We start from the raw sequence: 9,076 nt of genomic DNA, 5'->3' as shown, positions 1-9,076 counted from the left end.
GTTAGGAGATAATCTCAAGACCCTTACTGTTGACCATGGGAAAGAATTCGCCAACTACAATTTGATTGAAGAACAGGCCGGTGTTCCGCTGTACTTTGCGCACGCTTATTCGCCACATGAACGAGGCAGTAATGAAAATCGCAACCGAGTACTACGCCGCTTCATTCCCAAAGGTCAACCGATTGATGAGATTACCGATGATGAATTGATTCAAATTAACTGGTATTTGAATTCCCGACCACTCAAATGTTTAAATTGGCGAACACCGATTGAGATCTTTTTGCGTAATCTGCGTTACTAAATTTGTTCAAGTTATTTCTTGCAATCTGCCAAAGTAAAAAAAGGTTGCATCCCTAGTTTGTAACCGGTAAAATTGGTTTTCGTAAATTAAGAGAGAATTGAGGGAAATTTCGTGAGTATTTTAATTGCGCTGATCCCAGCCGTTTGTTGGGGCAGTATCGGTTTAGTAAGTGGTAAGCTTGGTGGTACTGCACATCAACAGACACTAGGGATGACCATCGGGGCGTTAGTTTTTGCGTTGGGAGCCTACTTTGCTTACCATCCTGTATTAAATGTAAAGGTATTCCTTGTCGGGATCGCTTCTGGTTTATTGTGGAGCGTTGGTCAAGGTCAACAATTCCAGTCTATGCAAGTAATGGGGGTTTCCCGAACGGTACCGATGTCCACTGGGATGCAACTTGTTGGTAATACGTTAGCGGGCGCATTGCTATTTCACGAGTGGCAAACTGGTCGGGAGGTCAGTCTTGGTGTTTTAGCACTAATTATTTTGATCGTTGGGGCAACTTTGACGTCCCGTAATGATCCGGCTAGTCGGGTGGTTAAGGAAGAGAGTTCAGAATTAAGTCGTGGCTTACGGATCCTATTGATTTCGACCATCGGTTATGTTGGTTATACGATCGTTGTTGATTGGGGTCAAGTTAACGCAATTGCGGTGATCTTACCACAAGCTATTGGGATGTTGATCGGTGCGATCATTATGGCAATGGGTAAAGATGTTCGCAATGTTGCAACAATTAAAAATATCATTACTGGCTTACTTTGGGGTGCTGGAAATATTTTTATGTTCCTTTCGATTCCCAAAGTCGGCTTAGCGGTTTCTTATTCATTGTCACAAACAGGGATTATTATCTCTACACTAGGTAGTATTTTCTTGCTTGGAGAAAAGAAAACCAAGCGTGAAATGATCTATGTAGTGGTTGGCTGCCTGTTCGTTATTGGTGGCGGGATCTTACTTGGTTATATGAAAGCTTAATAAAGCATAGAAAAACTGTTGGCAAAAACGCTAGCAGTTTTTTTATTGTCCACTTTTTAAAGCCCTTTCAGCCCATAAACTTGCTTGCAATTTATTGGCAAAGCGGCTAAAGTTATTTCTGGTAGTTACTATATTAAGGGAGGCTATTTTTAATGGCACATATTACATTCGATGATTCCGCCGTTAGTCAGTTTGTCCATGATAACGAATTAAACGAAATTCAACCAATGGTCACTGCAGCACATAAACAATTGGTTGAGGGCACTGGTGTGGGATCAGAAATGCTCGACTGGGTAAGCTTACCACATGATTACGATAAGGCTGAATTTGCTCGGATCAAAGCCGCAGCTAAAAAAATTCAAAACGATTCTGAAGTATTTGTCGCTATCGGTATTGGCGGCTCATATTTAGGTGCACGTGCGGCGATTGATTTCTTGAGCAGCACATTTTACAATATGGCACCAGATCGCAAAGCCCCACAAGTATTCTTTGCTGGCAACTCGATCAGTTCCACTTACCTCCATGATTTGTTGGCCTTGATCGGTGACCGTGATTTCTCGATCAACGTTATTTCTAAGTCCGGTACAACAACGGAACCTTCAATTGCTTTTCGGGTCTTTAAAGAAAAGTTGGTTGCTAAATATGGTGAGGCTGGTGCTAAAGGTCGGATCTATGCCACAACTGATAAAGCTAACGGCGCTTTGAAGCAAGAGGCCGACGCCGAAGGGTATGAAAGCTTCATTATCCCTGATGGTACCGGTGGCCGTTTCACTGTTTTGACACCAGTTGGTTTATTGCCAATCGCGGTTGCCGGCGGCAATATTGACCAAATGCTGCAAGGTGCTGCTGCAGCTGAAGATGCTTATGGCGATGCTGATGTCACTAAAAATGATGCTTACAAGTATGCTGCTTTACGTAATATTTTGTACCGTAAAGGTTACACAACTGAATTATTAGAAAACTACGAACCAACCTTGCAATATTTCTCCGAATGGTGGAAGCAATTGATGGGTGAATCTGAAGGTAAGGATCAAAAGGGAATCTACCCATCTTCAGCTAATTTCACGACTGATTTGCATTCATTGGGTCAGTATATTCAAGAAGGTCGGCGTAACTTGATGGAAACAGTTGTCAAAGTTGACAAACCAAACCACGACTTAACTGTTCCCGTCGAAGATGGTGATCTAGATGGTTTAGCTTATTTACAAGGCAAGTCCATTGATTTTGTTAACACTAAAGCTTACCAAGGGGTTGTTTTAGCGCATAATGATGGCGGTGTACCGGTAATGAGTGTCCACATTCCAGAACAAGATGCCTTTACTTTAGGCTACTTGATCTACTTCTTCGAACGTGCGGTTGCTATCTCTGGTTATTTGAATGGTATTAATCCATTTAACCAACCTGGGGTTGAAGCTTACAAGAAGAACATGTTCGCATTATTAGGCAAACCCGGCTTTGAAAAGTTAGGCAAAGAATTAAACGAACGCCTGTAATATAGGGTTTGTAGCACTTTTTATAATAAATTAAAAAGCTCCTGAAATCGTAATGATTAGCTCGTGACTTAGACGAGCCTTGAATTTACGATTTCAGGGGCTTTTGTTTACTTTTCAATCCAATTATTATACTGATCAATACAGTACTTTTTGTCTGTCGGCATTCACGTTAGTCTTAATAAATTCTGTGGCGAGCGTTGGATTTAGCTTAATATACCCGATTTTTATAGCCCTTTTAAAGTGAAATGGTTCTTTAGCCTTATTCGGTGAAGCTTATTTTATTGATGCGATTTTTTAATAATGTGTCGCAATAGTTCGGCGTAAATTCAGGTTAAATTAAGCCTGATTTAAGTTCAACGCCATAAGCTAATACCAATTACCATCGCATTCATCAACATATGGCTAAGGATCGAAGTCTGAATTCGGCCCGTTTTTTGATAAAGGTAACAGAAAACTAAACCGATAGCAGTATAAACTAATAAATGACCGTCACTGTGAGCCATGGCAAACATAACACTGGCAATCAGTGCCGCGCCAACTTGACCGGTAAAAGGAACTAGTGAACCAAAAATTGTCCGCCGAAAGACAAGCTCTTCCATGATCGGGGCCGCGATCACTGTTGCCAAAATATAGAAGGGATAACTTTTGATGATCGTTAAAATTGTGGTGGTGTTAGCCGAACTAGGAATTGAATGAAATAAAAATAGATCAATTAAATTGGCCACAAATTGGGCGATTAAAGCAGCAACAACACCTAATAGGCCTAAGCCGATGATTTGGCGACTGGCAACTTTTTTTTGCTCCAAAGCGGGCCGTTCGCGGGTACGCCAATAAAAATAAGTCAGTACTAGTGCACCAATAATATAATCAACGGTTTGAATCCAATAGATTTGGCTGCCAAGATGAAAAAACAAATTTAATAACGCCGGAAATAAAAAAATAATCAGGTAGGTGCTTAAGGTGGCAACAACGTTTTTTTTCAGAGACATAATGTACTCCTTTGCATAAAGTATCTTGTTATTAGATTAGCGTTTTTCGGAATAAAAGAAAAGGTAAGTGTATTTTTTTGGACATAAAACTTGCATTCCGAAACGAACATGGTATTATGAATATTGTGATTAGCACTTAGATGCTAAGAGTGCTAAAAATTGATTATTGTAAAACGGAGGGATTACACGTGTTAAAACCATTAGGCGATCGTGTCATTGTTGCAGTTGCAGATGAAGAAGAAAAAACCGTTGGTGGTATTGTTTTAGCTTCTAACGCTAAAGAAAAACCAACAACCGGTAAAGTTGTTGCCGCAGGCCCAGGTCTAGCTAATCATCACGGCGATGTTCAACCATTAACCGTTAAAGTTGATGATACAGTTATGTTTGATAAATATGCGGGAACCAACGTTAGCTATGAAGGCAACGATTATCTTGTTTTACATGAAAAAGATTTAATTGCTATTGTCGATTAATTTAGAGCTATTGTTCTAGATTAGCGTAAACGTGTTAAAAAAGACAGATTATTGCGTATAGCTACGCTTAGCAACGATCCACTGCGTGTATCTTATGACTAAGCTAGGCTATACTCCATAATCTGAACGTCTTTTTTAACACTCTTCCTAAAAAAATCAATTATGAGGTGAAATAATAAAATGGCTAAAGAATTAAAATTCTCTGAAGACGCACGTTCAGCAATGCTTCGTGGTGTAGACAAGTTGGCAGATACGGTTAAAACGACTTTAGGCCCTAAAGGTCGGAACGTTGTTTTGGAAAAATCATATGGTTCACCAACGATCACTAACGACGGGGTCACAATTGCAAAAGATATCGAATTAGAAGACCATTTCGAAAATATGGGGGCTAAATTAGTTTCTGAAGTAGCTTCAAAAACTAACGATAATGCTGGTGATGGGACGACCACTGCCACTGTTTTGACCCAAGCAATTGTGCGCGAAGGTATGAAGAACGTGACTGCCGGTGCTAACCCAGTTGGTATCCGTGATGGGATCGAAAAGGCAACTACGGCCGCGGTTGACGAATTACACAAGATCTCCCATAAAGTTGACGGCAAAAATGATATTGCTCAAATCGCCGCTGTTTCTTCATCTAACCAAGAAGTTGGCAAGTTGATTGCTGACGCTATGGAAAAGGTTGGTAATGATGGTGTTATTACCATTGAAGAATCAAAAGGGATCGATACTTCTTTAGATGTTGTTGAAGGGATGCAATTCGATCGCGGTTATTTGTCACAATATATGGTTACTGACAATGACAAAATGGAAGCTGACTTGGACAACCCTTATATTTTAGTAACGGATAAAAAGATCTCTAACATTCAAGAAATCTTGCCATTACTACAAAAGATCGTTGAACAAGGTAAGGCTTTGTTGATCATTGCTGATGATGTTGATGGTGAAGCTTTGCCAACTCTTGTTTTGAACAAGATCCGGGGCACATTCAACGTCGTTGCTGTTAAGGCACCTGGTTTTGGTGATCGGCGTAAGGCACAATTGGAAGATATTGCTGCTTTAACTGGTGCAACCGTGATCACTTCTGATCTTGGCTTAGAATTGAAAGATACAGATATCGAACAATTAGGCCAAGCAGGTAAGGTTACCATTACTAAGGATAATACAACTTTAGTTGAAGGTGCTGGTAACAAAGACACAATTGCCCAACGAGTTGCAGAAATCAAAGCCCAAATTGCGGACACAACTTCTGATTTTGATCGTGAAAAATTACAAGAACGCTTGGCTAAATTAGCTGGTGGCGTTGCGGTTGTCCGGGTTGGTGCTGCTACTGAAACCGAACTAAAAGAACAGAAGTATCGGATTGAAGACGCCTTGAACGCAACCCGTGCTGCGGTTGAAGAAGGTTATGTCGCTGGTGGTGGGACTGCTTTAGTTAACGTTATCAAAGCAGTTGCTAAGCTTGAAGAAGAAGGCGACGTTCAGACTGGGATCAACATCGTTTTACGTGCATTAGAAGAACCTGTTCGTCAGATTGCTGAAAATGCTGGTGTTGAAGGTTCTGTTATTGTTGAACACTTGAAGTCATTAGACCCAGAAATCGGTTATAATGCTGCTACTGGTAAGTGGGAAAACATGATCGACGCTGGGATCATTGATCCAACTAAGGTCACACGCTCAGCATTACAAAATGCGGCGTCTGTTTCTTCCTTGTTATTAACAACTGAAGCAGTTGTTGCTGACAAACCAGAACCAAAGGGTAGTGATGCTGGTGCCGGTGCAGCTGGTGCTGGTGGTATGGCCCCTGGTATGGGCGGTATGATGTAGGCTAACTGAATCAACTTTAAAGAACGCTCATTAAGTTGAGCGTTTTTTTTACATATTTTATCCTTTAAAAAATAAAACGATTTTTTTGACATATTTTAGAATTAGGTAGAATCATCTACGGAAATGGCGTAGAATGACTTCTGTCGTAATTAAAAAAGAAATAAAATGATTTGGAGTCGTGAACGCTGAATTGTGGGTCAATTCGGCGTAAACGTGTTGAAAAAGCTTGCCCTAGGCATCGTTTACCTTTTTACACGTTCACGAAAAGGAGTATTTTATCATGCAACATTTAAAACGTTTCTTTATTGGAAAACCACTTAAATCCTCTGATGAAGGTGGTCAACAATTAGGTAAACTAAAGGCGTTAGCGTTATTATCTTCGGATGCGCTGTCATCTGTCGCTTATGGACCAGAACAGATCATCACCGCATTGGTCGCTTTTTCTGCGGTGGCCATGTGGTACTCATTGCCAATTGCGGCCTTTGTTTTGATCCTACTCTTATCGCTGATTTTGTCTTATCGACAGATCATTCACGCCTATCCACAAGGCGGTGGTGCTTACGTTGTCTCCAGCGAAAACTTGGGCATGTATCCAGGGCTCATTGCCGGGGGATCACTATTAGTCGATTATATGTTAACTGTGGCCGTTTCTGTATCATCTGGGACTGAGGCCATTACTTCAGCAATTCCGGCACTTTATGGTCATCAGGTTGGAATCGCAATTTTGATCGTCGTTTTGATCACAGCCGTTAATTTGCGGGGAATGCGGGATTCGGCATCATTTTTAATGGTACCAGTTTATCTTTTCGTGATCATACTTACGATCATGATCATTACCGGTTTTGTAGAAATTGCTATGGGCGCACGCGCCTTTCATGCGACTTCCTTGGTGGGTGCAGCAGTACCTGGTGTGACGATCGGTTTAATTTTACGTGCCTTTTCTTCCGGCTCTTCTTCATTGACTGGGGTTGAGGCCATCAGTAATGCCGTTCCGTTTTTTAAAAAGCCTAAAGCTAAAAACGCTGCGGAAACTTTGGCAATTGTAGGTTTACTTTTAGGCTTCTTCTTTGCCGGAATAACGTTTTTAAGTTGGTATTTTGGCATATTACCACACCAAAAAGTTACGATTTTGGCCCAATTAGGACAACATATTTTTGGTAAAGGGACAGTTTATTATATCCTTCAATTCTCGACGGCCTTGATTTTGGCTTTAGCTGCTAATACAGGATTTTCGGCGTTTCCGATCTTGGCCTATAATTTGGCTAAAGATAAGTTTATGCCACATATGTATATGGACCGTGGCGACCGTTTAGGCTATTCTAACGGGATCTTGACCCTTGCCTTAGGCTCGATTGTTTTGATTTTTATATTTAATGGGAGTACGGAACGTTTGATTCCGTTGTACGCAACAGGTGTTTTTGTACCGTTTACGTTGTCACAAAGTGGGATGATCCGTAAATGGTGGCACGAACGTTCCAAAGGCTGGATCGGCCGTAGTATTGCCAATTTTACCGGTGCTTTGATTTCATTTGCAATTTTTATATTCCTGTTAATGTATCATATGGGCGGCGTTTGGCCATACTTTATTATCATGCCGATCATGATCTTTGTGTTCTACAAGATTCATGATCACTATAAAAAAGTGGCGGCGCAATTACGTTTGATCGAACAAGTTAATTTTCATGATTATGATGGTAGCACTGTGATCGTCTTGGTCAGTAACGTTACTCAGGTTACTGCCGGTGCGTTGAACTATGCACGCTCGATTGGGGATTATGTGATTGCAATGCACGTTTCTATGGATGAAAATCCCGGTAAAGAACGCGAAACAGAATCAGAATTCAAGGCTGATTTTCCAGATATTCGTTTCGTTGATATTCATTCATCTTATCGTTCAATTGCGCGGCCAGTTTTGCGCTTTGCGGATATTATTGCTAAAAACGCCAAGGAACGTAATTACACAACTACGATTTTGGTGCCGCAATTTGTACCTAAGAAGCCGTGGCAAAATATTTTGCATAATCAGACTAGTTTCCGTTTACGGGCTGCTTTGGCTAGTCGTGAAAATATTATTTTGGCAACATACAGTTATCATCTGAAGAAATAACCAGTGAGGTTGGTGTGGCTTAGTCACAACAACCTTTTTTTGGTCGATCAAGCGAAAAATGGTACAATATAGCTAACTTTCTGGAAAAGAGGAGACACATGCGGATTTTATTTGTTGGGGACGTTATGGGTTCACGCGGTCGCGATATGCTGGCAACTTATTTACCCCAGTTAAAGGGGCGTTATCGGCCACAAGTGACTATTGTTAATGGCGAAAATGCGGCTGGTGGTCGGGGTATTACTGGTAAGATCTATAAGGAGTTCTTACAAGCTGGTGCTGATGTGATCACGATGGGCAATCATGTTTGGGATAATCGCGATATTTATGATTTTATTGATACTGCTAAAAAATTGGTGCGGCCGGCTAATTTTCCGGTTAAAACGACGCCAGGTCATGGTTATGTTTATGTTCAGGTCAACCAGTTGAAGCTAGCGGTGATCAATTTACAGGGAAATGCGCTAATGGCACAGTCGTTGGATAATCCTTTTTATAAAGCAGATGAATTATTAGCCGAAATTCATCGCCAAACCGATTTAGTCTTTATCGATTTTCACGCCGAAACTACTGCGGAAAAAGAAGCTTTGGCCTGGTATTTAGACGGCCAGGTTTCTGCAGTTGTTGGGACCCATACCCACGTGCAAACCAATGATGCTCGGGTTCTACCACAGGGGACGGCCTATTTGACTGATGCGGGGATGACCGGGGCCTATGACGCGATTTTAGGAGTCAAGCCAGAAAAAAGTATTGAACGCTTTTTAACCCAATTACCAACCCGTTATGAAGTTAAAGAAGATGGACGTGGTGTGCTTGGTGGCTGTTTTGTTGACCTAGATGAAACAACTGGTCGGGCACGCAAAATTGAGCCCGTTAAAATCAACGCAGACAACCCCTTTGATTTTGATGCTTGAGGTGAGTAG

At 41.3% G+C, this 9,076-nt stretch carries 8 protein-coding genes; 7 read left to right on the top strand and 1 reads right to left on the bottom strand.

Annotation, left to right across the window (positions count from 1 at the left end):
• From FFM78_RS05690 to FFM78_RS05680, 3 genes are all read left to right on the top strand, one after another.
• Window positions 1-301 (top strand): IS30 family transposase (locus FFM78_RS05690; RefSeq protein WP_137637479.1); only part of this gene is annotated, 301 nt, incomplete at its 5' end.
• 111 nt (window positions 302-412) lie between these two features.
• A complete protein-coding gene (locus tag FFM78_RS05685; RefSeq protein WP_137637478.1) occupies window positions 413-1,273 on the top strand; it encodes a GRP family sugar transporter in 861 nt (286 codons plus the stop codon).
• Window positions 1,274-1,425: 152 nt separating this feature from the next.
• Window positions 1,426-2,766, top strand: a complete 1,341-nt coding sequence (locus FFM78_RS05680) for a glucose-6-phosphate isomerase (protein ID WP_137637477.1) — start codon at window positions 1,426-1,428, stop codon at window positions 2,764-2,766.
• A 353-nt stretch (window positions 2,767-3,119) separates the two neighbouring features.
• On the opposite strand, the gene FFM78_RS05675 is transcribed toward FFM78_RS05680, so the two are convergent.
• Entirely contained in the window at window positions 3,120-3,755 is a 636-nt protein-coding gene (locus FFM78_RS05675) for a type II CAAX endopeptidase family protein (RefSeq protein WP_137637476.1), read from the bottom strand.
• Between the two features lie 188 nt (window positions 3,756-3,943).
• Here FFM78_RS05675 and groES point away from each other — a divergent pair, with 188 nt between their 5' ends.
• The 4 genes from groES to FFM78_RS05655 all read left to right on the top strand — a co-directional run bounded on the left by groES (window position 3,944) and on the right by FFM78_RS05655 (window position 9,067).
• Complete coding sequence (gene groES / locus FFM78_RS05670; protein ID WP_137637475.1) at window positions 3,944-4,228, top strand: co-chaperone GroES; 285 nt, start codon at window positions 3,944-3,946, stop codon at window positions 4,226-4,228.
• Between the two features lie 180 nt (window positions 4,229-4,408).
• A complete protein-coding gene (groL, locus tag FFM78_RS05665; RefSeq protein WP_137637474.1) occupies window positions 4,409-6,052 on the top strand; it encodes a chaperonin GroEL in 1,644 nt (547 codons plus the stop codon).
• 280 nt (window positions 6,053-6,332) lie between these two features.
• Window positions 6,333-8,159 carry a potassium transporter KimA gene (gene kimA, locus FFM78_RS05660; RefSeq protein WP_137637473.1) on the top strand — a complete coding sequence of 609 codons (1,827 nt, stop codon included), beginning with the start codon at window positions 6,333-6,335 and terminating at the stop codon, window positions 8,157-8,159.
• Between the two features lie 98 nt (window positions 8,160-8,257).
• The gene (locus FFM78_RS05655; protein WP_137637472.1) at window positions 8,258-9,067 is read left to right on the top strand and encodes a TIGR00282 family metallophosphoesterase; all 810 of its coding nucleotides are present in this window, start codon (window positions 8,258-8,260) and stop codon (window positions 9,065-9,067) included.
• Window positions 9,068-9,076 lie beyond the last annotated feature (9 nt).

Source organism: Loigolactobacillus binensis, from assembly GCF_005405165.1.
Lineage (GTDB): Bacteria > Bacillota > Bacilli > Lactobacillales > Lactobacillaceae > Loigolactobacillus > Loigolactobacillus binensis.
This window is presented reverse-complemented; position numbering and strand designations above follow the sequence as displayed.

Excerpts from the sequence above, each read along its gene's own strand:
- FFM78_RS05680 (WP_137637477.1), top strand. The coding sequence starts at position 1,426 with ATGGCACATATTACATTCGATGATTCCGCCGTTAGTCAGTTTGTCCAT.
- kimA (WP_137637473.1), top strand. The coding sequence starts at position 6,333 with ATGCAACATTTAAAACGTTTCTTTATTGGAAAACCACTTAAATCCTCT.
- FFM78_RS05655 (WP_137637472.1), top strand. The coding sequence starts at position 8,258 with ATGCGGATTTTATTTGTTGGGGACGTTATGGGTTCACGCGGTCGCGAT.
- groL (WP_137637474.1), top strand. The coding sequence starts at position 4,409 with ATGGCTAAAGAATTAAAATTCTCTGAAGACGCACGTTCAGCAATGCTT.
- FFM78_RS05675 (WP_137637476.1), bottom strand. The coding sequence starts at position 3,755 with ATGTCTCTGAAAAAAAACGTTGTTGCCACCTTAAGCACCTACCTGATT.